Origin of the sequence: Alcanivorax sp. 1008 (assembly GCF_020667895.1) — a bacterium.
Lineage (GTDB): Bacteria > Pseudomonadota > Gammaproteobacteria > Pseudomonadales > Alcanivoracaceae > PGZG01.
This window is the reverse complement of record NZ_JAFMPS010000004.1, coordinates 109157-133315: the sequence shown is the minus strand read 5'-3', so window position 1 is coordinate 133315 and position 24159 is coordinate 109157. Positions and strand designations below refer to the sequence as shown.

The following is a 24159-nucleotide window of genomic DNA, read 5'->3' as shown; positions in this document are numbered from 1 at the left end:
CAGGTCTTAGCCTTGATCAGTGTCGTCCGCAGTATTTTCCGCAACATCCTTTGCCTTGGGTCGGTCCAGCACATAGGCGTCAAGGCCGGCTTCGGTAAGCAGATAGGCTCCAAGCTCACTGCGTCTGCCGCCATCACAGCACAGCACATACACAAACGCCTTTTGCAAAGAGCGTATCTGTCTGCGCAGTTCATTTAACGGGATATTGCGCGCACCGGAACTGCGGTCATGGCGGAACTCCATGGGCAGCCGCACATCAATCAGGACAACGGCGCGATCGCCCTCTTCCTCGAGGCTGTCGACCTGCTCCTGTGTGATATGCCGGATAACGGAGTCCTGCAGAAGTGAGCGAAAATCATCCTTGCCCAAGACCATCAACACGCCGTCGCTGGTCATGGTGACGGTGGCGTTACGCGGCGCGTCAGAGATCAAGGCATCTTCGCCGAAGAAATTTCCAGTGGTCAGGGCGGCCAGGGTTTCCTGCTTGCTTCCCTGTGTGCGGCTGACCATGGCTTTGCCCTGTTTGATAACAAAGAAGGTGTCGCCTGGTTCCCCCTCGCGAATTACTTGCTCCCCGAGTTTGACTGCCCGCTCCGTAAACTTCACAAACAGGGACTGGATTTTCTGGGGCGGGATCTGCGCGAACAGATCTGATGCCAGCAGGGCATCCATCCAGTCACGCTCGGAACTATCATCGTCTTCTTCAAGCATGGACTCAGCGGCCTGGGTCCAGGTCATCAGTAAGTCGAGCTTGTCCCGCTCAATGGCATAGACCACGGAAGGCTCGGTGCTGATTGCGTTGACGCTGTGCTGGGCGTAATTGTCGATGGCGAGATAGTTTTCGTCATCCTCTGCGGGAAATTTGCGTACTTGAAAACTGGCATCAATCAGGTCGAGTGCACCCGAAATCAGGAAGTAGGCCAAGTCCGAGCTTTCTCCCCGCTTGAAAAGAACCCTGGCCGGAGCCAGATTCAGTACCTGAATCTGGCCGGCGATATCACGCAGGTGGGACTCAGACAGGCAGTCGAAAGGAATGAAGTCGTGCAGCCTTTCCAGATTAATGTCCGCGTCTGCCATGATGTTCCCGCCCCCTGATAAGTACGAACCCGATTATGAAAGTGATAGCGGTGACAAGTCCAACCCTTGAGACACCTCAGACAGGCATTTCACGAGCAACTGCCCGGTAGCCAATATCACGACGGTATTGGCAATCCGCCCAATGAATTCCAGCTAGCCCCTGATAAGCGCGCGCCTGTGCGGCCGCCACTGATTCACCTAGCGCGGTGACACAGAGCACCCGTCCCCCGTGGGTGAGCACCCGGCCATCTTGCTCCACGGTGCCTGCATGAAACACTTTCAGGTCGCTGCTGTCTGCGCCCTGCAGACCATCGATGCGGTCACCCTTGCGGTAGTCGTCCGGGTAGCCCCCTGCGGCCATAACCACGCCCAGTGCCGGACGTGGGTCCCAATCTGCCTGCATTGCATTCAGCTTGCCGTCAATTGCGGCCAGACACAGTGCCGCCAGATCCGAGCGCAGCCGCATCATTATGGGCTGGGTTTCCGGATCACCGAAGCGGCAGTTGAACTCGATTACTTTAGGTGCGCCACTGGCATCAATCATCAGTCCGGCGTAGAGGAAGCCGGTGTAGGGATTGCCTTCAGCAGCCATGCCGCGCACGGTGGGATAGATCACTTCGCGCATAATGCGGTCGTGGATTTCTGCAGTAACAACCGGAGCAGGAGAGTAAGCCCCCATGCCACCCGTGTTTGGGCCGGTGTCGCCATCGCCAACCCGTTTGTGATCCTGACTGGTGGCCATGGGCAGGACGTGCTCACCATCGACCATAACAATAAAGCTGGCCTCTTCACCTTGCAGAAACTCTTCGATGACCACGCGGTGGCCCGCGTCACCAAAACGATTGCCGGCTAGCATGTCGCGTACAGCGGCTTCGGCTTCATCCATGGTCATGGCGACGATCACACCCTTGCCGGCGGCCAGTCCATCCGCCTTGATCACAATCGGCGCGCCTTTTTCTTTCAGGTAGGCGAGAGCCTGATCGAGGTCGGTGAAGTTGCCGTAACCGGCGGTGGGGATATTGTGGCGGGCGAGAAAGTCCTTGGTGAATGCTTTCGAGCCTTCCAGCTGGGCGGCACCACGGGTCGGGCCAAAGCACTTCAGACCTTTGGCTTTAAAGTAATCCACCAGACCGTCCACCAGGGGCGCTTCTGGGCCAACGATGGTCAGAGTGATGCCTTCGCGGATGGCCAGCTCTGCCAGTGCCTGCTTGTCCAGCGCGTCAATGGCGGCATTCTCTACCTTGGCCTCGCGGCCGCTACCCGCATTGCCAGGGGCCACAAAGACCTTGCTGACATCCGCAGACTGAGCCACCTTCCAAGCCAGTGCGTGCTCCCTTCCACCAGAACCGATAATCAATACTTTCATCGCGTTGTACTCCGGTCAGTGGCGGCTTTTAATGTCGGAAGTGGCGCATGCCGGTGAACACCATGGCCATGCCATGTTCATCGGCGGCGGCAATGGTTTCCGCATCGCGCATTGAGCCACCTGGCTGGATTACGCAGGCGATGCCGTTGGCGGCTGCATTGTCGATGCCGTCACGGAACGGGAAGAAGGCGTCGGATGCCATCACCGCTCCTTTAACTACCAGTCCAGCATGCTCGGCCTTGATCGCCGCGATGCGGGCTGAATTCACGCGGCTCATTTGGCCTGCTCCAACGCCAATGGTTTGACGGCCTTTGGCATAGACAATGGCATTCGACTTGACGAATTTGGCCACCTTCCAGGCGAAGATGAGATCGTGCATCTCTGCTTCGGTGGGCACCCGCTTGGTGACCACTTTCAAGTCGCTTTCAGTGATCATGCCGTTATCGCGATCCTGCACCAGCAGACCGCCATTGACGCGCTTATAGTCCAGGCCGGCGATACGCTCTGCGCCCCACTCGCCACACTCCAGTACGCGCACATTCTGCTTGGCCGCCGTCACTTCAAGGGCCTCTTTGGAAACCTTCGGAGCAATGATTACCTCAACAAACTGGCGATCAACAATCAATTTTGCAGTGGCCGCGTCGAGCTCACGGTTGAAGGCAATAATGCCACCGAAGGCAGATTCCGGGTCGGTCTGATAGGCCAGCTCATAAGCTTGGCCGATGCCATCCAGACTGACTGCCACGCCGCAGGGGTTGGCGTGTTTGACGATGACACAGGCGGGCTTGACGAATGACTTGACGCATTCCAGCGCAGCATCAGTGTCGGCGATGTTGTTATAAGAAAGCTCTTTTCCCTGCAGCTGCCGGGCAGTGCTGATGGATGCTTCGGCCGGGTTTTCCTCGGTGTAGAATGCCGAATTCTGATGCGGGTTCTCGCCGTAGCGCATGTCCTGAGTTTTGTTGAAATTCAGATTGATAGTGCGCGGGAAATGGGCGTTACCGTTACCGACAAGCTTGCCAAAGTGATTGGCAATGGCGCCGTCGTAGGCTGCTGTGTGTTCGAATGCTTTGATAGCCAGGTCAAAACGGAACTCGAGGCTCAGCTCGCCATTGTTGCTTTCCAGCTCTGCTAGCACTCGAGGGTAATCTGATGGGTTGGTGACGATGCCGACATGAGCATGATTTTTCGCCGCCGAGCGGACCATGGTCGGGCCGCCGATGTCGATATTCTCTACCGCGTCTTCCAGAGAGCAGTCCGGCTTGGCCACGGTCTGCTTGAACGGATACAGGTTGACCACCACCAGATCAATTCGGCCGATGTCATGTTCGGCCATGACGGCATCGTCCTGGCCGCGGCGGCCAAGGATGCCGCCGTGGATTTTCGGGTGCAGGGTTTTTACCCGGCCATCCATCATTTCCGGAAAACCGGTGTAGTCCGACACTTCCTGCACAGCAATACCGGCATCCTTCAGGGCGCGGAAGGTGCCGCCGGTGGACAGCAGCTTGATGCCGCGGGCGGCGAGGGCGGCAGCAAAGTCCACCAGCCCGGTTTTGTCGGAAACGCTGATCAGCGCGCGTTCTACTGCCTTGCTCATCGGAAAATCCTGATCGTGGTTGGTTGAAAACGAAAAGGGGCAGAAAATCTGCCCCTCGGGTCGTTGGGCTGCTGTTATAGCAGGCCGTATTGCTTCAGTTTCTTGCGCAGGGTGCCACGGTTGAGGCCGAGCATTTCAGCGGCACGTGTCTGATTACCGCGGGTGTACTCAAGCACCTTTTCCAGCAGTGGGATTTCCATTTCGGCAAGTACCGTATCGTACAGTTCGCTGACATCTTCGCCGTCAAGGTTACGGAAGAAGTCGTTCAGCGAGCGGCGTACACAGTTGCGTAAAGTATCGCGACTGTCCGCCTGGGCCAGAGTCAGCTCTGGTTTGCGTTGTTCGGGGGTATCAAGTGAGTCAAATTTACGTACTGCTGAGGTCATGCGGCCTTTGCTCCGTTCTGGTCACCGCCGCATCCATCGGCGAGAGATACTTCACCGTACCGACCAAAGCGAACCCGGTCAGTGACAGTATTGAGATTGTGAAAAAAATGCGCGACTGCGCGTTCCTGCGCTCCAGCATCGTCAATACGGTTGAATTGCTGGCGGAAATCCTCCCCGCCTGGCAAGTTGGCCGTGTACCAGCCCAGATGCTTGCGTGCGATCCGGACACCGGCGGCGATGCCATAAAACTCGTGCAGCGCATGCAAGTGCTCTGTGACCAGAGCCTGCACCTCTTGCACCGTCGGGGCGGGCGGCAATGTGCCTGTTGCCAGCCATTCGGCGGTGTCGCGAAAGATCCAAGGGTTACCCTGAGCTGCGCGGCCGATCATGATACCACCGGCTCCGGTGGATGCCAGTACTTTGCGGGCCTTTTCCGGCGAGTCGATGTCGCCGTTAGCAAGTACCGGAATTGACACGCTTTTTACCACCTCGGAGATGCTGTCGTACTCAGCCTCGCCGTTGAAGCGACAGGCTCGGGTGCGGCCATGCAAGGCTAGAGCCTGAATGCCACAGGCCTCGGCAAGCCGGGCAATGCGTACCGCGTTGCGTGTTTCCGGGGTTGGCCCGGTGCGGAACTTCAGGGTTACCGGGACGCTGACGGCGCCGACCACGGCCTGAAGGATTCTCTCCACCAATTGCTCGTTCTGGAGCAATGCAGAGCCTGCCTGCTTTTTGCAAACCTTCTTGGCAGGGCAGCCCATATTGATGTCGATAATCTGGGCGCCGAGATCAACATTCTGACGTGCCGCTTGCGCCATCATGGCGGGGTCTCCGCCGGCGATCTGGATGGATACGGGGCCGGGTTCATCGGCGTGTGGTAAACGACGCATGCTTTTTCTGGAATGCCATAGCGACGGGTCGCTGGTGAGCATTTCTGACACGATCAGGCCTGCGCCCTGTCTGCGGCACAGCTGGCGAAACGGCAGGTCGGTGACGCCAGCCATTGGCGCCAGCACCAGGTTGTTGCTCAGCTCATAGGGGCCGATCCGCATCTTCGTACTCCGTCGCCGGAAGGCTTGAAGGGGCAGCGATAATAGACAAGCAAAGGCGTAGGGGAAAGCGGCGTTTGTGGTCAGCGGCCCGGTGGGCCGCTATCTGCTTAGCCCTGCTGAGGTAGTGGTAGCAGCCGCAAGGTGTAGTTCTGGGCGTCGCTGCCCGGGTCAAGGATCTCCAGAGACAGGCGCACCGGAACGCCTGGTGGTATTTCCGTCATATTGCTGGCCTCGCCGCGCAGATACTCATTCGGCTGAAAGCGCCGGCTGGCAATGGCGCGACCGTTGAGGTCGGTAAAGCCCAGCTCAATTAGAGGAAAGGGCTGAGCATACCGCCCGTCATTGAACACGATAACGTCAACCACCAGTGCACCCTGAGCCCGCGGGTGAGCGCGTACTATCAAGTTGGAGCCGCGCAATTCAGAGACGTTGGACAGGTTGGGCAGGCTGCAGCCAACGGCGCCGCAGATGTTGGCATAAAACGGTCGCCATGCCGGCGTACGCGATAGCTCGTTGAAGTTGAAAATCAGATACTGGCCGGCAAACACCAGCAGAGCAGCCAGCGACAGCGCGCCCCACTTGAGCAGCTCACCGCTTTGCTCGGTGATGCTTTCCAGAGGCAGGTTTACTTTGCCGGGTTTGCGCTCTTCAATTGCAGGGACATCAATGGCCGCGATGTCGTCGCCGTCATCAATGCCATCTGTCAGTGCGCCTAGAGAGTCATCGTCAAAAAAGCCTCCTGAGTCCATGGCCCAGTCAGGCATGTCATCGGATTTTTTCTGACTCGCCTGAGTGGTGCGCTGCTTCTTCTGTTCCTGTTTTTCCCTGCGCTGCTGATCTTCTGAGCGCTCGGCGAGCGACATTTTATCGGCCTGTACCTCAACCGGAGCTGGCTTGTCTTCCAGCTCTTCCAGCAGCTTTTCAGCCCAGGACTCGTCGCTATCCTCGCTCTGCATCTTCTTGCCGGCGCCAGCCATGTCGGAGAAGTTTTCATCCCTCAGGCTGTCATCGTCATCACTGTCCAGCGACATAAACGAGTCGCTTAGTTCCAAGCCTCCCATGGACAGGCGGGTGTCGTTCGATGGGATGTTGGAGGGTGGTGGCTCATCGATCAGCTTTTCAGGCATCTCGTCATCGATGTCGTCGCTGATATCGTCGTCCATAATCCAGCGCTTGGCGGAGGGAGTGGCCTGGGTGGCCGGCGGCGATGACAGATCCTCGGTCAGGCTCCATTTTTTCTCAGCGGGCTTCTCCGCAGGAGGGGGCGCAGGCTTGGCGCTTTTCGCCGGGCTTACAGGCTTCGCTGCGGGCTTACCTTCAATCAGGTGATCGGTGGCCTGAAAAACCTTCAGGCAGGAGCCACAGCGCACTGCACCCTTGGCCTGAGCCAGATGCTGTTCGCTGATACGGAACTGAGCGCCGCAGTGTGGGCACTGGGTCTTGTATTGCGCTGCCATGCCGTCGACAGACTCCCTATTCGGTGATTAACCGCAGTGTTACCCAAGCCGGGCGCCGCCGGCAAGCCGCGTGATCAGGATGCGGTGAAATTTCTCAGCGGCGTACCCCATGAATGCGAACCCAGTCATTTTTTTGAGCCACAGCGGAGAGCTCAAAATGGTTGCCATACGCTGCCATTACGGATTCGGCCTGATCGGCGAGAATGCCGGATAGCAATAAATTACCGCCGGAGCGGCAGTAGCCGGTCAGCAGCGGGGCCAGTTCTACCAATGGCCCGGCAAGAATATTGGCCAGTACCAGATCGTAATCGCCTGCCGGCATGGCTTCTGGAAGGTAGCAGCGCAGCTTGCCATCGACGCCGTTGGCTGCGGCGTTGTCGTTAGTTGCCAGCAGGGCCTGTGGATCCAGATCACAGCCTACGGCGCTTTCCGCTCCCAGTAGCAGTGCCGCAATGGCAAGAATTCCGGAGCCGCAACCGAAGTCCAGAACCTGTTTGTTGGCAACGTTGGCGCTATCCAGCCAGCTTAGGCAAAGCGACGTGGTTTCATGGGTTCCGGTGCCGAATGCCAGACCGGGATCCAGCTTTATGTTGATCGCCTGCGGATCAGGAGCCTCGCTCCAGCTGGGTACGATCCAAAGGCGCTGACCAAACTGCATGGGTTTGAAGTCTTCCATCCAGGCCCGCTCCCACGGCTGGTCTTCAACTATCTCCTGATGGAAGTCTGCCAACGGGCCCAATGCAGACTCAATCGCTGCCCGCAGCAGATTGGCATCAGTGTCCCTGTCAAACAGGGCGGTGACTACGGTTTGCTGCCACAGCGGTGTGGCACCTGGGGGCGGCTCGAAAATAGGTTGATCAGCGGCGTCGGTGCAGGTCACCGCCTCCGCACCCAGTTCGGCGAGCAGGTCCTGCAAAGGCTCGGCATGGCCGGCGTCCGAGGGGATGTGAATTTGCAGCCAGGCCATGGGGGCTCCCGATAATCAGCGAGGCGCGATTATGCCATGGTTCATCCGAACCAGTACGGACGGATGAACCATGAGTGTTACTGGGTGCGCAGCTTTTTTTCCAGATAGTGAATATCGATACCACCGGCGGCGAAGCCCTTGTCGCGGAAAATTTTGTCGCGATGCAGCGGGATATTGGTCTTGATGCCTTCTACCACGACCTCTTCCAGTGCGTTACGCATGCGCGCAAAGGCGGTGGCCCGGTCTGGCCCCCAGGTGATCAGCTTGCCGATCAGAGAGTCGTAATAGGGTGGCACGGTATAGCCGGAATAGATGTGGGAGTCGACGCGAACACCATTACCGCCCGGAGCGTGGAAGTAACTGATCTTGCCCGGGCTTGGAGTAAAGGTATGGGGGTCTTCAGCGTTGATTCGCACTTCGATGGCATGGCCATTCATGACCACATCAGACTGGCGAATCTGCAGGGCCTGTCCGCCTGCAACCAAAAGTTGCTGCTTGACGATATCCACGCCGGTGATCATTTCGCTGACCGGGTGCTCTACCTGTACTCGGGTGTTCATCTCGATAAAGTAGAAGTGGCCATCTTCGTATAAGAACTCGAAGGTGCCGGCGCCACGATAGTTGATCTCCAGGCAGGCACGGACACAGCGCTCCGCAACCTCTTGCTTGATGTCCTCAGGAATGCCCGGCGCGGGCGCTTCCTCTACCACTTTTTGATGGCGGCGCTGAAGAGAGCAGTCCCGATCCCCCAGATGCACCACGTTGCCCTGACCATCAGCCAGTACCTGAATTTCCACATGGCGCGGATGTTGGAGAAATTTCTCCATATATACGGTGTCGTCGCCAAAAGCATTTTTGGCTTCCGAGCGAGTCAAGGTGATGGCGTTGAGCAGCTGATGCTCGCTTTCCACCACGCGCATGCCGCGGCCACCACCACCTGCTGCTGCTTTGATGATCACCGGATACCCTATTTCCCGACCCAGGCGCAGTGCTTCGTCGGCATCTTCACCCACCGGGCCGCCTGAGCCAGGCACCGTTGGCACGCCGGCCTTCTTCATGGCTTCGATGGCAGAAACCTTGTTGCCCATCAGGCGAATGGTTTCCGCGCGCGGGCCGATAAAGGTAAAGCCGGAGCGCTCCACGATTTCTGCGAAGTCTGCGTTTTCCGCAAGAAAACCGTAGCCCGGGTGGATGGCATCCGCATCCGTCACTTCGGCGGCGCTGATGATGGAAGGAATATTCAGATAGGACTGGCTACTCGGTGCCGGGCCAATGCAAACAGCTTCATCTGCAAGGCGAACATGCATCAGGTCACGGTCCGCTTTCGAATAGACGGCGACGGTGCGAATGCCTAGCTCGCGGCAGGCGCGCAAAATACGCAGGGCAATTTCGCCGCGGTTAGCAATCAGAACTTTCTCAAGCATGACGTATCTCCCCGTCAGACGATGCTGAACAGGGGCTGGTCAAACTCCACCGGCTCACCGTTTTCTACCAAAATGGCCTCTATGGTGCCGGACTTGTCCGCTTCGATCTGGTTCATCATTTTCATCGCTTCGATGATGCACAGCACATCGCCTGCTTTGACAGTTTTCCCCACTTCCACGAAGGATGGTGCCTCTGGAGAAGGGGAGCGGTAGAAGGTACCAACCATGGGGGAGCGAACCTTGTGGCCAGCTGGTTGGCTGGCAACCTCTGCTGCAGCCGGGGTGGCCGCAGGTGCAGCCGCTGGTGCCGCTGCGGGAGCAGGCGAGTAATAGGCTTGCTGCATGGGCATAGCTGCTGCACTGCGATTGTTACGGCTGATGCGAACGGACTCTTCGCCTTCGCGGATTTCCAGTTCATCGATGCCTGATTCTTCCAGCAGTTCAATGAGTTTTTTGACTTTACGAATATCCATGTCCAGTTCCTGTTATTCAGTTCGGTTTATTCAGTTCAGGGTTTTTCGAGCCTGGAGAGTGCGGCATCCAGGGCCAGGCGGTAACCGTCTGCGCCCAGCCCGACGATGACGCCCTCAGCAATATCGGAAAAATAGGAGTGGTGCCGAAATGCTTCGCGGCGATGCACGTTGGACAGGTGCACTTCGATAAACGGGATGGCCACAGCGAGCAGGGCATCGCGTAACGCCACGCTGGTATGAGTAAACGCCGCCGGATTGATGAGGATGAAATCTACACCCTCGCTACGGGCGGCCTGAATCCGGTCGACCAGCTCGTATTCGGCGTTGCTCTGCAGGCTTAGCAGGTGATGCCCGCGAGCCTTGGCCTGATCAACCAGAGACTGATTGATGTGTGCCAGAGTGAGGTGGCCATAAGTGTCCGGCTCGCGGCTGCCGAGCAGGTTCAAATTGGGGCCATGAAGTACCAGAATCGTCGCCAAAGTGGCTGCTCCCGGGCAAAAGTTCGTTAATTGTGCTGAACTTGGAGGAAAAAGGTGCCGAATCGGCACCTTTTTCCATATGACCGGGAAGTCTAGGGGGAAACGCCCAAAGGTGGAAGGGCTTTACAAGGCTAGTTACAAATCACTGCGTGTTCGCTGCAGATACCTTCGTTTTCAGGTGTAAAACGAAGGACTCTGGTCCCATTTCACCTAATATGCGGCTACCAGCGACCTCATTGCCATCACTATCAAAGAAAATCAGGCAAGGCAGGCCGATAATGCCAAATCGCTGCATGATCCCCTGGTTGTCACGGTTGACTTCGGTAATATCGGCCTTGATCAGGCGGTAGTTCCGGGTTGCCAGAGCTGCAAGCACATCGCTCTGGTTAAGGGTCTTCTCCTCCAGAACCTTGCAGGCCGCGCACCAGTCGGCATAAAAGTCCACCAGCACCGGCTGGCCGTCGCGCCGGGCCTGATCCAGCTGCTGCTGTAATGCATCTGAACCCTTAACCTTCAGCCATGCCCCGTGCGCTGCAGTAGCGGCCGTACCGACCTCTGCAACAGCGGCCGGTCGATCAAGCGGTTGTAGCGGGTCAGTGCCACCACCAGCGGCCCCCACCAGCATGATTGCGCCGTATAGTGCCATCACCAGAGCCAGAGTTTTCTTAAGCCGTGACTGTCCGGCCTGAACCGGTTCCAGTGCGCCAAGCCAGACTCCGTAGCTGGTCAGCAACAGGCCGTACAGTGCCAGGGTCAGGCTGGCTGGTATCACCCGGCCAAGCAGCCAGACGGCCACGCCGAGCATCAGCACGCCGAAAAAGCGTTTGATATCTTCCATCCAGGCGCCGGCTTTAGGCAGCAAATGTCCGCCTCCGGTACCGAACATAATCAGCGGAAAACCCATGCCCATGGATAGCGCAAACAGGCTAAGTGCGCCGGTAAGTGCATCGCCGCTGGCAGCAACGTAGACCAGTGCACCGGCCAGAATCGGGGTCACACAAGGGGATACCACCAATGCGGAAATTGCGCCAATCAGTCCGGCGCCCCAAAGCGATCCGCCGTTGCGACCTTCGCCCATGGAGTTAAGTCGGTTGCGCAGCGCGGCTGGCAGTTGCAGCTCGTAAAGGCCGAACATGGCCAGCGCCAGCACCACAAAGATGATGGTCGAAACAATAATGGCAGCCGGTTGCTGGAGTATGTACTGCAGGTTCATGCCGGCACCAAACATGGCGACCAGCAGGCCGGCGATGGTATAGGGAACGGCCACGCCGAGCACATAGGCACTGCTAAGCATGAAGCCGCGACCTGCTCCAGGATTATCAGCGCCGGCGATAATTCCGGATAGAATTGGAATCATGGGGAAAACACAGGGGGTGAAAGCGAGCAGCAGGCCGCCGGCAAAAAACAGTAGTAGCACCATGCCGAGGCCGTGGCTGCCCATCCAGTCACTGAACGCGCCGGCACTGTCTGAAGTGAGTGTATCCATAAAGCTGACCTGAGCGCTGCTGGCGGTAACTGCCACCGGCTCTGGCTTGGCAACGAATACCAGCGGAATGCGAGCAGTTTGCGGGGTGTAGCACAGCACATTCTCCAGGCAACCTTGGTGGTCCAGCTCCAGCACTGTGGCCACCAGGGGCACGCTATCCAGGGAAACAGTGAATTCCAGTTGGTCGTAATAGACCTCTACGTTGCCAAATATCTCATCGACCTTGGCTTTGCCGGCGGGGGGCTGAAAGTCAGCAAAGTCACTCAGAAGGTTGCCGTTTTCATCCAGCAGGCGCAGGCCCAGGCTGTGCTGATAAAGGTAAACGCCCGGGTAAAGGTCTACTACTACACGGATCTGCTGCTGCTCAGGCTCCGCAAAGGCACTTACCTGCATGGCATCGCTGGCCAGCGGGATATCGTCTTGAGTGCCTGTAAAGGGGCTGCCGTGAACCTGCCCCATAAGCAGAAGCATGCTGGCGGCGATGGCGAGTAAAAATCTGTACATCAGTGTCTCCGTTGTCGACCCGGTGGACATCCCGGTAGTGGACAAGTTTCCGTAACTTCGCTTAACGCTATCTTAACAGTGGCGGACAGGTCCTTAAGATTGCGTTAAGGCAGCCGGCTGAAACTGGGGCTGTCTGAATTGGAGCCCATCATGCGTCGACTACGTTTTATAAGAACCTTGAATGTCTTTATCGCCCTTATTGTGGCGGGTGCTGCGCTGCCCGCATTGTCGGCTGAGCAGGAACTGTCGGCGGAACAATTTTCCCCGGCACTGTATCCGGAGGCAAAGGTTATCTATCTGGATTTCTGGGCCAGCTGGTGCGTGCCCTGCCGACAGTCCTTCCCCTGGTTGAATGAGATGCAGGCGAAGTATGCCGCACAGGGACTGAAAATTGTCGGAATTAATGTTGATCGTCGTCACGCAGATGCAGAACGTTTTCTGGCCGACCATGCAGCCCACTTTACTTTAGTGATGGACCCTGCCGGCGGATTAGCAGAGCAGTATCAGCTACAAGGTATGCCCTCCGCCGTGATGATTGGCCCGGATGGTAAGGAGTTGGCCCGCCATATTGGCTTCCGTGCTGATCGTACTGATGAATATGAAGCCGGGCTGCGCCGGCTGCTGGAGGAGCAGAAATGATGATGCGTTTAATTGTGGCAGCAAGTTGTCTGCTGGTACTGGCCGGTTGTCAGAATCTTGGGGTAAATCCCTGGGAGCGTGATGTGCTGGCTCGTGAAGCGATGATTCCCGGTGAAGCGGACGGTCTCGATGATGCCTTTGATGACCATATCTACTTCTCCAAGGAAGGCTCCAGTGGTGGTCGTGGATTTGGTGGAGGTGGCTGCGGATGCAACTGAAAAAGCAAAATCAATCAATGGCTTGTGCCGGCTCTGTGGCCAAGACTCTGGCGCTGGCCAGCTGCGCTTTGCTGGGCGTGCCTGCACTGGCAGCGGATGCGCCAACGGATCAGTGGAAAGTAGACGGCACTATGTTGCTCTACTCGGAAACCGATCGTGTTTCTGCGATTGAGCCTGTCATTAAAGCCAGCCGTACTTTCGAGAACGAAAGTAAACTGGATCTGAAGTTGACGGTGGACTCCCTGACTGGCAATTCACATAACGGTGCCGCAGTGTTGGGGGCGCCACAAACCTTTACCAGTCCGTCGGGTAAAGACGTCTATCAGGTTAATGCCGGTGATGTGCCTCTGGATGACTCATTCAAGGACACCCGTGTGGCGGTGAGCGCCCAGTACAGCTGGCTGCTTAATCGCAACCTGCGGGCTACCAGCGGGCTGAATTTTTCCAATGAATATGACTTCTTCTCGGTCGGTGCCAATGCGGGTCTGAGCCTGGATCTGAATCAGAAAAACACCACACTTTCATTCCTGCTTGGCCTGGAAAGCGACACCATCGAGCCGGTTGGAGGTGTGCCTGACCCGTTGACCCTGCAGAGCGACGGTTTGCGTCTGGACAGCAGTGAGTCTCGCACAGTAACTGATGCATTGCTGGGCTGGACACAGGTCATGAACCGTCGCTGGATCATGCAGCTGAACTACAATGTGTCAGCGGCTAGCGGTTATATGACAGACCCCTACAAGGTGGTGACACTGATTGACGAATTGACCGGGCTGCCTCTGGAGGCGGAAGATCTCGGCGGCGCGAACATTGGCCCTGGCGATGGTCAGGTTTATGAGCTGCGTCCAGATTCGCGCACCAAGCATGCACTTTACTGGGAGAACCGCTATTCCAGAGAGAACGATGATGTGATTGCTGTCGGTTATCGGTTTATGACCGATGACTGGGGCATCAGCTCTCATACCCTCGACTTGAAGTATCGCTGGCAGCTGGAGAACGGCTGGTTCGTTCAGCCACACGTGCGCTACTACACCCAGACCGAGGCGGACTTCTGGTATGAGTCCCTCACCGAGGTCGACTATAACGCGATTGTGGCCAGTAACGATTACGCCAGTGGTGATTACCGCCTTGGCAAGCTGACCGATACCACCGTAGGGGTGAAGTTTGGTCGCGAGCTGGCTAATGGACGCAGGTGGGATACACGACTTGAGTTCATGCAACAATCCGGTGACACCGATGCTGCGGATGTCAGTGCCGTGATTGGTCAGGTAGGCTATCGCTTCTACTGGTAAGCAGAGATGGGGCGATGGCCGGAGAAACCCGACTGAGTCGCACCCGCGAGGGCTGGATTGGCCGATTTGAAGCCATGGCCAGCCCTTGCGAGGTGCAGTTGCGTGATGTCAGCAGGGTGCTTGCCCAGCATGTAACCGATCTGGTGGCGGCGGAAGCCTGGCGAGTCGAGCAGCGCTTTTCCCGTTATCGGGATGACAACATCATTGCCCGGATCCGTGACGCCAATGGCGAGTGGGTGGAGCTGGACGACGAGCTGGAACGCTTGCTGGATTACGCCCATAGCTGCTGGCAACTCAGTGACGGCCGCTTCGATATCACCTCCGGAGTGTTGCGCCGGGTTTGGCGCTTTGACGGCTCCGACAGAATTCCTTCCGCTGAGGAAGTGGCGCAGCTATTACCGCTGATCGGCTGGGATAAGGTTGAGAGAGAGCAAGGCCGTTTGCGTATGCCCGCCGGCATGGAGGTCGATCTGGGTGGCATCGGTAAAGAGTATGCGGTTGATCGGGCGCTGTTGCTTGCCCGTCAGCACACCTCCGTTGACCTGCTTATCAATTTTGGCGGCGACTTGGTCGCTTGCGCACAAAAGCCATGGCAGGTTGGCATTGAAAATCTTCGTAATGACGGCGTGGCCGGGCAGATATCCCTGAGCCAGGGCGCCGTCGCCACCAGCGGCGATACCCGCCGTTTTCTGCTGCGCGCCGGCAAACGCTATAGTCATATTCTTGATCCGCTCAGTGGTTGGCCGGTGGAGGGCGGACCACATTCCATTACTGTGGTCGCTGCCCGTTGTACCGAGGCCGGGATGTTGGCCACTCTGGCGTTGCTGCGTGGAAAAGATGCCGAGGCCTTTTTGCAGGCCCAGAATGTGCGCTATTGGGGTCTTTGGGACTAGTCAGTATCAAGAGGAACAGGTAATGCGGATTCTGCTGGTCGAAGATGATCAACTGCTTGGTGATGGTTTGCAGTGTGCTTTGCGGGCGGATCATTTCACCGTTGACTGGATTACCTCTGGTAGTGAGGTGGAGGGCGCCCTGAAGAATGGCCACTTTGACCTGGTGCTGCTAGATCTTGGATTGCCGGGAATGGATGGCATGCAGGCACTGCGTCGCTTGCGGGCCGGCGATAACCCGGTTCCCGTGCTTATTCTTTCTGCCCGCGATCAGTTGCCGGACCGTGTGGCAGGTTTGGATGCAGGGGCCGACGACTATCTGGTGAAGCCCTTCGAGATGGATGAACTGCGCGCCCGTATTCGCGCGCGCATGCGACGTCTTGCGGACCAGCCCGTGCAGCAGATTGTGGTGGGGACGCTGGCGATCAATAGCGACACTCTTGAGGTGGTCTTGAATGGTGAGCCGGTGGCCCTGTCGCGTCGTGAAACTGTGCTGCTGATGGCGCTGGCACGTGATGCCGGGCGAGTGCTGACCCGGGATCGCCTGGAGCAAGAGTTGTATGGCTGGTCAGAGGACGTGGAGAGTAACGCTCTGGAAGTGCATATCCATCACCTGCGTAAGAAACTCGGCACCGATCTGATTCGCACCGTGCGCGGAGTCGGTTATCAATTGGTGACACGCTGATGTTCTCTATTCGACGCTTTCTTATTTTTTCCCTGACGGCGGTTCTGTTTGCTGCAGGAATTCTTGTGACCTCACTGGTTTACTGGATTGCCGGACACCAGGTAGAGGAGCTGTTTGATGGCCAGTTGGTTCAGCGTGGTCGACTGTTGGCCAGCTGGCTGGAGCAAAGTGATGCTGAAGCAGCGCTGACGGTGCGTGTCTTGCCCGCGCCCGGGCATAGCTATGAGCGCTACGTGGCAGTGCAGCATGTTTCTGCCCAGGGTGAGCTATTGTTCAGCACATCAGTGGCGCTGGATGAAGTGCTGGGCCCCCTGGTGCCTGGCGTTTCCGTGCAGACCGTGGGACAGCGCCATTGGCATGTATTTTCCCAGCCGTTGAGCGATGGCAAATGGCTTATGGTGGCCGAAGAGCAACATGTGCGTGATGAGTTGTCTAATGAGGCAATGCTCGCAATCGTAACCCCATTCCTGCTGGTTTGGCCTTTTCTGATTCTCGCCCTGCTTTGGGCTTTGCGCCGTGGCTTGCGCCCATTGGCGGAGCTGGAGCGGGCTCTCCGTGAGCGTGACGAGCGCCACCTGAAAGCCCTTGAGTACGGTAGTGACGTGGCCGAACTGCATTTGTTTGTCAGGGAGCTCAATCGACTGTTGGCGCGTATTGATGAAGTGCTGGCAAGGGAGAAGCGCTTCACTGATGACTCCGCCCATGAGCTACGCACGTTGCTCAGCATTCTGCGGCTGCACGCAGAAAATGCGAAGAGGGCTGAGTCAACGGCGGAGCGGGGCCATGCCCTCGATCAGTTGCAGGCAGGAATCGATCGGGCAGCTCGTACGGTCAAGCAGCTGCTGTTTCTCGCCCGTTTGGATGCAGATATAGCGGTTGAAAGTCGCCCTGTTGCTGTGATGCCGGTACTGCGTCAAGTGCTGGCAGACATGCTCCCCCACGCCGATTCTGCCGAACAGGAGTTAGCTCTGGAGCCTGAGGGTGTTGAGCAGGTAGAGGTTCGGCTGGATTCGGAGCTGCTTGCCACGCTGTTGCGTAACCTGGTTGATAATGCCATTCGCTATTCGCCATCTGGCAGCCTGATTGTGGTTAAGGCAACGGTAGACCGAGGGATGTTAGATCTGCGCGTTGAGGACGGAGGCCCGGGCATGCCTGCGCAAATGGCAGGTCGTGAGGGAGAGCGTTTTTTGCGTGGTGACCATGGCGTGTCAGGTACCGGACTGGGGCTATCTATAGTGCGCAGAATCGTTGAGTGCTGTGGCGGCGAAATCAGTTTTCAGCCCCGTCAGGATGGGCAGCCGGCGGCGGTGGTGATTCGTTTGCCTGTTGTCGTTGAGGCCTCTGGGGTAGTCTAGGCACTATTCGGGATAATCAGCAGGAGTAACATGAAACTTCCAGACAATATGACCGAGACGGTGGGCGATAGATTGCTGGACCCGGGTAATAACCGCGTCTGGCGGGCAGCGGTGGCGTTGATAGTCCTGTTGTTGCTGGTGGATGCCGGGCTGGGATGGTACTGGAGCCAGGAGCCGGATCTGGTAGTGGTGGAGGTGGTGCCGGATGCTGTGACTGGCGATGCCACCACGTCGGCTCTGATCATGGTTGCTGAAACCCTGCTAGATAAGCCGGGTGGCTATCTTAGCAACGACATGCTGCCGCACCGGTTATGGCTGGATAATATGCCTAGCTGGGAGTTTGGTGTGGTGGTGCAAATCCGTGACATGACCCGGGTGATGCGCCGTGATATGAGCCGCTCTCAATCACAGAGCGAAGACGACGCCGACCTGATGAGGGCCGAGCCACAGTTCAACTTTGATAACGCCAGCTGGGCCATCCCTGCCACCGAGCGGGAGTACCGACGCGGTATCGATGCGCTGAAACGTTATCGGTCCCGGCTGGGTGAAAATGAGTCACGCTTCTATGCCCGGGCGGATAATCTGTCCTATTGGCTGGGAGATGTTCAGAATCGGCTCGGTGCCATGTCCCAGCAGCTCAGCCAGAGTGTTGGCCAGGAGGCCATTGAGGGGCAGGTTGATAGCAAGCGTGAAAAAACTCCGTGGATGGATATTGATGATGTTTTCTACGAGGCCCGAGGTGGTTGCTGGGCGTTGATCCATTTTCTCAGGGCAGCAGAGCATGATTTTGCTGATGTGCTGGCCAAGAAGAACGCGATGGTTAGCTACCAGCAGGTTATTCGCGAACTGGAGGGCACTCAGGAAACCATCTGGAGCCCGATTATTCTGAATGGCTCGGGCTTCGGCGTGTTGGCTAACCACTCTCTGGTGATGGCTAACTATATTTCCCGGGCCAATGCGGCGTTGCTTGATTTGCGCCAGCTGCTGTCTCAGGGCTGATGCATCGGCGGGCCGTTTCAGTGGCCCGCCATATCAGTTCACTTCAGCGAGTGTTTTTTCCACATTCTCGCGGAACGCATAGTTCACACCCAGCCGCTTTAAGGTCCAGTAATGGCCGCCCAGTACCCGGTTAATTAACAGAGTACGTGGCGATGGCTGGAACGACTCCAGATACTTCCAGGGCACGGCGCGAGTGTGCTTGACCAGCTCAATATGCAGTCGTGAGTTGGCAAAGTCGAACGGTTCGTTGCCAAAAGCGGGTAATAGCATTTCCACCCATGGGCGGTAAAAGTCACCACCCACCCGGGGGCCATCACCCTTGCGTACATCCAGATCCACTAGCAGTTTATCCAGCGCTTCGTAGTCGCCCTGGTAAGCAGCAAGAGTGAGATCCTTGAGCGCTTTGATATCTTCTTCAGGAATGCGTTTCACGGCGCCGAAATCGTACATCACTACGCTGCCATCCGGCCTGAAGGCAAAGTTGCCCGGATGAGGGTCACAGTGCACTTCTCTGAGCAGAAACATTTCCCGGCCCATGGCATCAAATAGCCGCGAGCCAAGTTGATTGCGCAGGGCCTGATCGTAGGCATCGCTATGCTCCACGGTATCCAGGTCGTCGCCTGGCTCATAGCGCAAGGTGAGAACCTGCTCTGAGCTTAGTTCATCGACCACCTCGGGAATAATGATCCACGGCTCAGGGCGATGGAACTCGCGAAACTTTGTCAGGTTGGCAGCTTCCTGAACGTAGTCCAGCTCTTCCTCGAGCTGCTCACGAATCTCGCTGAAGATGGCATCCAGAGTCGCTTCGTTAACCTTGAACAGGGCGCCAAGTCGGAGGATGCGGCGCAGTTGTCGCATATCTGAATCGATGGATGACTTGACCGCGGGATACTGAACTTTGACTACTACTGCGCTGCCATCTTGCAAGGTGGCTCGGTGCACCTGACCAATTGAGGCGGCGGCGAAAGGCTTTTCTTCAAAGGTGGCAAACAGGTTGGCCGGGTCGTCGCCAAGTTCTTTTTTCAGCTGACGTTTAATAATGGAAAAAGGCATCGGTGCAGAGGCTTTTTGCAGCACAGTCAGGGCTTCGGCGATTTCTGCAGGAAGCAGATCCTGCATCTGTGAGGCGATCTGCCCGACCTTCATTACTGCGCCCTTCATCTGGCCCAGTGTTTCCGCCACCTGACGACCCACATCACGCATCAGCTTTTCTCTGTCGCGCTGCTGTGCTGCTTCATCCTGAAACAGCTTTTTGACCTGATGGCCTGCCACCCGTGAGGCAATGGAGGTGGTCATGCCGGTCAGCTTTAACAGTCGGCCAGCATGGGTGGTGGCGCCGAAGGGTTTTTTTTCTTTTGCCATGATCTGATCCTGTGGCCCTGGCGAATGATCCATCTTAGCCGCTAGCGCCGCTCCATGGGCAAAAAAAAGAGGGGCCAGAGGCCCCTCAAAAACGGAGATATTCAGTCAGGTAAGAATCAGGCGCGTTGCTCGCCGGTAGCGACCAGCTCATTGAACAGCTTTTCGCTCTCTTCGCGGGCGGTTTGTACTGCGCCCAGACCTGCCAACACGAACTCATTGGTTTCAGCGGCTTTCTCGCCACGCTGGCCACGGCCGGCGTCAACAAAGCGCTCATACAGAGCCTTGCGCTTCTCAGGAGCAGCTTCGAGCAGCTCGCGAGCGGCAGCCAGAGCGCCACGGCTAGCCAGCACGGCCTTGGGCTTGCTGTCTGCAGCTTCGCCGAACTCAGCGGTGCCACGGGCAACATATTCTTCAAGAAGCTCGTTCGAGGTGGCTTCGGCCTTGGTCACTGCGCCCAGACCGGCCAGGTAAAGCTTGTTGCCCAGTTCGCGGGCTCGGTTGACCAGGTTTTCCTGCTGTGCGCGGATATCTTTCAGTTCGCCCATGATGGCTCCCTCGTAAACGGTTGAAAAAATTGGCTGCGGTTGCAGTGCAGGCAGAATAGGGGCGATAGCGGCGTGGGCCGGCTTTGCCTGTCAGACAATTGGGCACGCCAGAAAAAATGTTAAAGGGCTCACTAGTGTGAAGCGGGTCAACTTTACCAGGTCGGCTAGTGCACGGTATGGGGGTTGGCTAATGATTTATGCTTACCCCAAGCTTGGCCTAAGGTGGTGCTGCGATGATTGATAAACATATTTCTGATGTGCCCGCGCGAATCTGGGAAGAGGGGCGTCCACCAAAGCTGCGGATTTGGGAGGCGGAGTTCAATGTGGCCAGCTGGATCAAGGTGATGGGCGCCACAGGCGAGGTGAGCCTGCTGATGCGTTATGACGACGAGTCCGGTGAGCATGATTGCCTGATCGATCGATCTTCGGTCACAGGCGAGTCCAGCAACCTTATGTCTGGACTTGTGCGGATGCGCTTTACCGGCAAAGTAGGCAGGGTTCAGGTGTTGGTACGCCTGTCAGACCCGTCCATGCGTTTTCAGGTCGATGAGCTGTTTGTGCAGCGTCGGGGCAATGCCCTGCGACGTGAGGATAAGCTGATTTCCAACTACTGAATCAAACGCTGGCGCTACGTCGGGCCAGCTTCAACACCGTGCCTTTATCGTGCTGGCGCTCAGGCTCATCCTGAGGGGTCAGACCGATTAGCGACTCAGGCCAGTGATCGAACACCAACCCGGTCATACGATTTAGTGCTTCTACGGCGCGCTGCGGTGACTTGCTGCCTAGCTTGATAACATTGCTCATGCGCTTCACCTGCTCAGATTCGTTTGTCTGAACAAGTGAAGCGAGATCCGTGCCAAAGCCTGCCTGGTAAATTATTGTTTTAAAACAATTGGTTGGCAGGCCATTGTGCTACCCTGAGCAATTCGGCTGGCGGTGTGGGGCGCAGCCTGACATTTTTTGTCAGGCGAATTACAGGAAGAAGTCTGGCATCAGCTGGTCTTCCCGTAGACTGGAATCGACCTGATAGGCGCGGAAATCCGTTACCCCTTCACTGCGTAGCAGGTCCTCATCAATAAAAAAGTTGCCCGAGCAACTGCGGGCGTCCCGGCACAGGATGGCATGGGCAGCATCCGCCATGATGGTCGGCTGGCGGGCATGGGTGACTTCTGCGATGCCACCAAGCTGGTTCTTCACCGCTGCAGTATTGATTACGGTTTTCGGCCACAGGGCATTGAAGGCTACTTTGCCTTTGAACTCTTCCGCCATGCCCAGCACACACAGGCTCATGCCGTACTTGGCCATGGTGTAGGCCACATGGCGGCCGAACCACATCGGGCTCATATTCAGAGGCGGTGCCAGATTCAGTACATGGGGATTAGCTGCTTTTTTCAGATGTGGCAGGCATAGCCGGCTGGTCATGAAGGTGCCGCGGGTATTGATCTGGTGCATCAGATCGTATTTTTTCATGTCCGTGCTTTCGGTGCCTGTCAGGGAAATGGCGCTGGCATTGTTGATCAGAATATCGATGCCGCCGAAGGTTGCCACGGCGCTCTCCACTGCCGCAGCCACCTGGCTCTCTTCGCGCACGTCGCCGACGCACACCAATGCCTTGCCACCTGCCTTCTCAATATCCTCAGCGGCGCTGTACAGAGTGCCGGGCAGCTTAGGGTGTGGTTCGGTGGTTTTCGCAAACAGCACGATGTTGGCGCCGTCGCGGGCGGCGCGTTCACCGATGGCCTTGCCAATGCCGCGACTGGCGCCGGTGATAAACAGTGTTTTGCCGGACAGATTAGTCATTGGGAAGTCCTCTCTCGGGGCGGGAGAGGCAACGCTATCAAGGTGATTGGCGAACGGCACTGACGAAAAAGATCAGTGCCGTTCACGGATGTCAGTTACGAGCGATAACTCGATCCTGCAGTTCATCTTGAAATGGCGCGATCAATGCCCGGTTGTCGTGCTGCCAGGGGTGGAAGCCAGGGCGGAAATAGTCCAGATACTCAGGGATCAGTCGGCGCAGCGGCCCCGGGTTGCCGACCAACCACCAGCCACCGCGCAGCATGCGCATCAGGCCGCCATTGCCTTCGCTTTTCAGGTAGGCATGGGTGATTGCGGTGATACGCATCCAGAACAGCATGGTGATCTGAACCATCATCAATACCCGGTTCCAGTAGCCACCGCCGGTGGCCTGATAGACATCATAGGCCACCGCCTTGTGCTCGGTTTCCTCCACCGCATGCCAGCTGAACAGGGCGCGGATCTCCGGGTGCAAAGCTTCAGAGATTTCTGGCCGGGTAAGGAACTGATTGGCCATGATTGCAGTGAAGTGCTCCAAAGCCAGCGTCATTGCCAGCTGCTGACGCGGCCCGAGGCGCTGGCGGGCCATGTTAAGGCCTTCCTGAACGCGCTTTAGCACCGGGGCGATGGGGTAACCCTTTTCCTCTAACCATTCATTGAAAGCTTCGTGTTCCTGACCGTGATGGGCCTCCTGACCGATAAACTTACGCACCTCGCTGATCAGGTTAGGGTCGGAGAGCTCTTTCTGGTAGTGCCGCACCGAGTCAATGAAAAAGCGCTCGCCATCTGGAAATACGGTGGACATGGCCGCGTAGAAGGCACTTAGAAAGGGGTCGTCCGCAAAAAAATGCTTTGGCACGCTGGCGCTGATTTTCAGGCCAAGTCGACGCACCTGTATGGCCGGCCGGGAAAGCACTGCAGCATGAGCGGTCATAAGAAATCTCCCTGATATGTGACATTAGGGCCAGTTTGCCTTGCAGGAGGCAATGGGCCGAGGTTATCTTGTGTCATTAGCCGGTCATTTTGCGCCATGTGTTGGCGCCGACTTAGAGAGTTCATCGCATGACCATTCTGAAAATGAATCCGGACGAGTACTCCGTCTCCACTGAGTACGCGCCGTTATTGTTAGCCACGGTTGAGCGTTACGGGGTGAAGGCGGCGGACCTGTTGCCCGATGATGCCAGCGAGTCGGATTTTCGTGATCCGTCTGCACGACTTCCATTACAGGATTTTGTTGATGTAATAAGGCGCGCCATGAAGCTGACCGGAGCGCCCTGGCTTGGTTGGGATTTTGGCGCCACTCTGACGCTGTCATCCCATGGCTTTCTTGGCTACGCCGCAATGAGTAGTGAAACACTGCGTGATGCGGTGGAGCTGGCAGTAAAGTTTTTCCGCACTCGTACCACTATCGTTGACCTGCAGCTTAAGGTGGAGGGGGATACGGCGATACTGGAGCTGGATGAGCTGGTGGCACTGAATGACCTGCAGCCATTTGTGGTGGAGAGCCTGTTCAGTAGTTTTCACTTTATGGGGCTGAAGCTACTGGGTGAAGTGCCCATGGACGGCGAGCTACGTTTTGCTTTTCCTGAGCCGGATTATTATGCGCGCATGAAGCCGCTGATCCCGGTGCCAGTGCTATTTGACTGTGCATATAACCAAATGCGTTTTCCCGCATCGCGGTTGGAGCAGAGGCTACGTTTCGCCGACCCTCGTCTGGCAAGAATGGCGGAGGCTCAGTGCGAACAAGAGATGGCGAATATCAAGTCGCCACCAAAGCTGCTCAACCAGGTGCGACGGATAATTCTGGCGCAGTCAGGTCGCTTTCCTTCCGTGGATGAGGCCGCTTCCGACCTGCACATGTCATCGCGGACCTTGAAGCGCAAGCTGCAGCAGTTGGGTACCAGCTATCAGAAAATTCTCGACGACCTGCGCAAGGGGCTGGCCGTTGAATACCTGACGCAGACGGAAATCACCGTCGACGATATTGCAGTACAGCTGGGTTATTCCGATGCATCCAATTTTGCCCGTGCGTTTCGCCGCTGGACCGGTCGTAGTCCTTCCGACTATCGCCGTTGAATTGGCATCACTGAACGGACAGTGCCACCAGGGTGC

The 24159-nt window shown here is 57.1% G+C and carries 25 protein-coding genes; 9 read left to right on the top strand and 16 right to left on the bottom strand.

Annotated features, from left to right (window positions below):
- Positions 1–6 precede the first annotated feature (6 nt).
- The 11 genes from J1C54_RS07210 to dsbD all read right to left on the bottom strand — a co-directional run bounded on the left by J1C54_RS07210 (position 7) and on the right by dsbD (position 12268).
- Positions 7–1077 (bottom strand): cyclic nucleotide-binding domain-containing protein, encoded by a 1071-nt coding sequence (locus J1C54_RS07210; RefSeq protein WP_229146110.1) that lies wholly within the window; start codon positions 1075–1077, stop codon positions 7–9.
- Positions 1078–1153: 76 nt separating this feature from the next.
- Positions 1154–2443 carry a phosphoribosylamine--glycine ligase gene (gene purD / locus J1C54_RS07205; protein ID WP_229146109.1) on the bottom strand — a complete coding sequence of 430 codons (1290 nt, stop codon included), beginning with the start codon at positions 2441–2443 and terminating at the stop codon, positions 1154–1156.
- 28 nt (positions 2444–2471) lie between these two features.
- Positions 2472–4040 carry a bifunctional phosphoribosylaminoimidazolecarboxamide formyltransferase/IMP cyclohydrolase gene (purH, locus tag J1C54_RS07200; protein WP_229146108.1) on the bottom strand — a complete coding sequence of 523 codons (1569 nt, stop codon included), beginning with the start codon at positions 4038–4040 and terminating at the stop codon, positions 2472–2474.
- Positions 4041–4114: 74 nt separating this feature from the next.
- A complete protein-coding gene (gene fis, locus J1C54_RS07195) occupies positions 4115–4426 on the bottom strand; it encodes a DNA-binding transcriptional regulator Fis (protein ID WP_229146107.1) in 312 nt (103 codons plus the stop codon).
- A complete protein-coding gene (gene dusB / locus J1C54_RS07190) occupies positions 4423–5478 on the bottom strand; it encodes a tRNA dihydrouridine synthase DusB (RefSeq protein WP_229146106.1) in 1056 nt (351 codons plus the stop codon). The genes fis and dusB overlap by 4 nt, the downstream gene beginning before the upstream one ends.
- A gap of 107 nt (positions 5479–5585) precedes the next feature.
- The gene (locus J1C54_RS07185; RefSeq protein ID WP_229146105.1) at positions 5586–6935 is read right to left on the bottom strand and encodes a DUF3426 domain-containing protein; all 1350 of its coding nucleotides are present in this window, start codon (positions 6933–6935) and stop codon (positions 5586–5588) included.
- 94 nt (positions 6936–7029) lie between these two features.
- Complete coding sequence (gene prmA / locus J1C54_RS07180) at positions 7030–7902, bottom strand: 50S ribosomal protein L11 methyltransferase (RefSeq protein ID WP_229146104.1); 873 nt, start codon at positions 7900–7902, stop codon at positions 7030–7032.
- Between the two features lie 77 nt (positions 7903–7979).
- Positions 7980–9326: an acetyl-CoA carboxylase biotin carboxylase subunit gene (gene accC, locus J1C54_RS07175; protein WP_229146103.1), complete on the bottom strand. Its 1347-nt coding sequence runs from the start codon at positions 9324–9326 to the stop codon at positions 7980–7982.
- A gap of 14 nt (positions 9327–9340) precedes the next feature.
- Positions 9341–9799, bottom strand: coding sequence for an acetyl-CoA carboxylase biotin carboxyl carrier protein (gene accB / locus J1C54_RS07170; protein ID WP_229146102.1), 459 nt, complete (start codon positions 9797–9799; stop codon positions 9341–9343).
- A gap of 35 nt (positions 9800–9834) precedes the next feature.
- The gene (gene aroQ, locus J1C54_RS07165; protein WP_229146101.1) at positions 9835–10278 is read right to left on the bottom strand and encodes a type II 3-dehydroquinate dehydratase; all 444 of its coding nucleotides are present in this window, start codon (positions 10276–10278) and stop codon (positions 9835–9837) included.
- A 142-nt stretch (positions 10279–10420) separates the two neighbouring features.
- Positions 10421–12268: a protein-disulfide reductase DsbD gene (gene dsbD, locus J1C54_RS07160; protein WP_229146100.1), complete on the bottom strand. Its 1848-nt coding sequence runs from the start codon at positions 12266–12268 to the stop codon at positions 10421–10423.
- 150 nt (positions 12269–12418) lie between these two features.
- On the opposite strand from dsbD, the gene J1C54_RS07155 reads away from it, so the two are divergent.
- The 7 genes from J1C54_RS07155 to J1C54_RS07125 are packed head-to-tail and all read left to right on the top strand — an operon-like array spanning position 12419 to position 18343.
- Positions 12419–12907 carry a TlpA disulfide reductase family protein gene (locus J1C54_RS07155; RefSeq protein ID WP_229146099.1) on the top strand — a complete coding sequence of 163 codons (489 nt, stop codon included), beginning with the start codon at positions 12419–12421 and terminating at the stop codon, positions 12905–12907.
- Positions 12904–13125, top strand: a complete 222-nt coding sequence (locus J1C54_RS07150; protein ID WP_370635619.1) for a DUF4266 domain-containing protein — start codon at positions 12904–12906, stop codon at positions 13123–13125. Before J1C54_RS07155 ends, J1C54_RS07150 begins: the two co-directional genes overlap by 4 nt.
- A complete protein-coding gene (locus J1C54_RS07145) occupies positions 13116–14414 on the top strand; it encodes a DUF3570 domain-containing protein (RefSeq protein ID WP_229146098.1) in 1299 nt (432 codons plus the stop codon). The genes J1C54_RS07150 and J1C54_RS07145 overlap by 10 nt, the downstream gene beginning before the upstream one ends.
- Before the next feature lie 14 nt (positions 14415–14428).
- A complete protein-coding gene (locus J1C54_RS07140) occupies positions 14429–15307 on the top strand; it encodes an FAD:protein FMN transferase (RefSeq protein ID WP_229146097.1) in 879 nt (292 codons plus the stop codon).
- A 22-nt stretch (positions 15308–15329) separates the two neighbouring features.
- On the top strand, positions 15330–15989 hold the full coding sequence (locus J1C54_RS07135) for a response regulator (RefSeq protein ID WP_229146096.1): 660 nt from the start codon (positions 15330–15332) through the stop codon (positions 15987–15989).
- Positions 15989–17344 (top strand): ATP-binding protein, encoded by a 1356-nt coding sequence (locus J1C54_RS07130; RefSeq protein WP_229146095.1) that lies wholly within the window; start codon positions 15989–15991, stop codon positions 17342–17344. Before J1C54_RS07135 ends, J1C54_RS07130 begins: the two co-directional genes overlap by 1 nt.
- A gap of 30 nt (positions 17345–17374) precedes the next feature.
- Positions 17375–18343 (top strand): DUF2333 family protein, encoded by a 969-nt coding sequence (locus J1C54_RS07125; protein WP_229146094.1) that lies wholly within the window; start codon positions 17375–17377, stop codon positions 18341–18343.
- A 33-nt stretch (positions 18344–18376) separates the two neighbouring features.
- Here J1C54_RS07125 and J1C54_RS07120 read toward each other — a convergent pair whose 3' ends face one another.
- Positions 18377–19705 carry an AarF/ABC1/UbiB kinase family protein gene (locus J1C54_RS07120; protein ID WP_229146093.1) on the bottom strand — a complete coding sequence of 443 codons (1329 nt, stop codon included), beginning with the start codon at positions 19703–19705 and terminating at the stop codon, positions 18377–18379.
- Positions 19706–19821: 116 nt separating this feature from the next.
- Positions 19822–20250, bottom strand: coding sequence for a hypothetical protein (locus tag J1C54_RS07115; RefSeq protein ID WP_229146092.1), 429 nt, complete (start codon positions 20248–20250; stop codon positions 19822–19824).
- Between the two features lie 233 nt (positions 20251–20483).
- Here J1C54_RS07115 and J1C54_RS07110 point away from each other — a divergent pair, with 233 nt between their 5' ends.
- Positions 20484–20864, top strand: a complete 381-nt coding sequence (locus tag J1C54_RS07110) for a hypothetical protein (protein ID WP_229146091.1) — start codon at positions 20484–20486, stop codon at positions 20862–20864.
- A gap of 1 nt (position 20865) precedes the next feature.
- Here the strand turns inward: J1C54_RS07110 and J1C54_RS07105 are convergent, their stop codons facing one another.
- From J1C54_RS07105 to J1C54_RS07095, 3 genes are all read right to left on the bottom strand, one after another.
- Entirely contained in the window at positions 20866–21054 is a 189-nt protein-coding gene (locus tag J1C54_RS07105) for a hypothetical protein (protein WP_229146090.1), read from the bottom strand.
- A 168-nt stretch (positions 21055–21222) separates the two neighbouring features.
- A complete protein-coding gene (locus J1C54_RS07100) occupies positions 21223–22050 on the bottom strand; it encodes an NAD(P)-dependent oxidoreductase (protein ID WP_229146089.1) in 828 nt (275 codons plus the stop codon).
- A 91-nt stretch (positions 22051–22141) separates the two neighbouring features.
- The gene (locus tag J1C54_RS07095; protein WP_229146088.1) at positions 22142–22981 is read right to left on the bottom strand and encodes a metal-dependent hydrolase; all 840 of its coding nucleotides are present in this window, start codon (positions 22979–22981) and stop codon (positions 22142–22144) included.
- A gap of 128 nt (positions 22982–23109) precedes the next feature.
- Here J1C54_RS07095 and J1C54_RS07090 point away from each other — a divergent pair, with 128 nt between their 5' ends.
- A complete protein-coding gene (locus tag J1C54_RS07090; RefSeq protein WP_229146087.1) occupies positions 23110–24123 on the top strand; it encodes an AraC family transcriptional regulator in 1014 nt (337 codons plus the stop codon).
- Positions 24124–24159 lie beyond the last annotated feature (36 nt).